Below are 1570 nucleotides of genomic sequence, written 5' to 3' on the forward strand. Positions count from 1 at the left end.
ACCTGACCCACCCCGACCTCGCCGATAACGACCTCGTCATTTGGGCCCTGCCCAATCCCGACCCCAAACACGACTCTCTCGAACAAGTCCACGCCCTGACCCAGCACACACTGACCCAACTACAACACTGGCTCACCCGACCCGACACCCTCACCACCCACCTCGCCATCCTGACCCACCACGCAGTGAGCACCAACGCCCACGACCCGGCGCCCGACCTCGCCCACGCCGCAGCCTGGGCCCTGATCCACAGCGCCCAAAACGAACACCCCGGCCGCATCAGCCTGATCGACGCCGACCACACCAGCACCACCACCGACACCGGCCTGATCAACACCCTCGCCGGCCTCGGCCACACCACCACCGAACCCCAACTCGCCCTACGCAACGGCAGCGCCCACACCCCGCGCCTCACACCCACCACCCCGACACAACCACACACCCCCACCTGGGATCCCGACGGCACGGTACTGATCACCGGTGGTACCGGGATGCTGGGCGGGCTCTTCGCCGAACACCTAATTACCCGCTACGGAATGCGTCATCTGCTGCTGGTCTCACGCCAAGGCCTGAAGGCTCCCGGCGCCGCCGAGCTGCAGCAGCGGTTGACCGACCTGGGCGCTAAGGTCACCATCACCGCCTGCGACACCAGCAATTCCGACGAGCTGGCCGCAGTGTTGAAGTCAATACCCGACCAGCACCGGCTGACCGCTGTCATCCACGCCGCCGGCGTACTCGATGACGCCGTACTCACCGAACTGACACACGCACAGCTTGATAGCGTGCTGGCCGCCAAAGCCGACGCCGCCTGGCATCTGCATGAGCTCACCGCCGACTACGACTTGGCCGCGTTTGTCCTGTTCTCCTCTGCAGCAGCCACTTTGGGCAACCCAGGCCAAGCCAACTACGCCGCGGCCAACGCCGTCCTGGACGCGCTGGCTTACCACCGCCCCGGTGCTACCACCGTGGCCTGGGGCCCCTGGGAAACCCCGTCCGGGATGACCACCCACCTCAGCCAGATCGACCATGCCCACATCACTCGCACCAGCTTCACCCCGATCACCAACGACCACGGCTTGGCCGTGTTCGACGCCGCGCTGACCCAGCACCAGCCCACCCTGCTCGCGGCCCCACTCAACCGGCGCACCCTGACCCGCCTGGCCCGCCGCAATACCCTGCCGACGGTCCTGTCGGCCCTGACCACCTCCCGGCCCCAGGCCGCCTCGTCCGCCAGCCCGCACACCCTGACGACACGGCTGGCCACCCAGACACCCGACCAACAACGCCACGCGCTGATCGCCCTGGTGGCCAGTACCACGGCCACGGTGTTGGCCCATCGCGACCCGACCAGCCTCGACCCCGACCGGCCCTTCAAAGACCTCGGCATCGACTCCCTTACCGCCCTCGAACTCCGCAACGCCTTAGCCGAACACACCGGCCAAACCCTGCCGCCCACGCTGATCTTCGACCACCCCACCCCCACCGCCCTCGCCCAGTACCTGCTCACCCTTCTCACCCCCCCTCTTATACCCATCCGACCCCGCCCCCGCCCCCCCTTCCGCCGCCCCCG

At 67.9% G+C, this 1570-nt stretch carries 1 protein-coding gene; it reads left to right on the forward strand.

The window, feature by feature from the left end; translation table 11 throughout:
* The coding region (locus tag MSIMFI_RS27025) for a type I polyketide synthase (RefSeq protein WP_191499991.1) at positions 1–1570 on the forward strand (1570 nt) is incomplete at both ends.

The sequence above is a fragment of the Mycobacterium simulans genome (assembly GCF_900232995.1).
GTDB lineage: Bacteria > Actinomycetota > Actinomycetes > Mycobacteriales > Mycobacteriaceae > Mycobacterium > Mycobacterium simulans.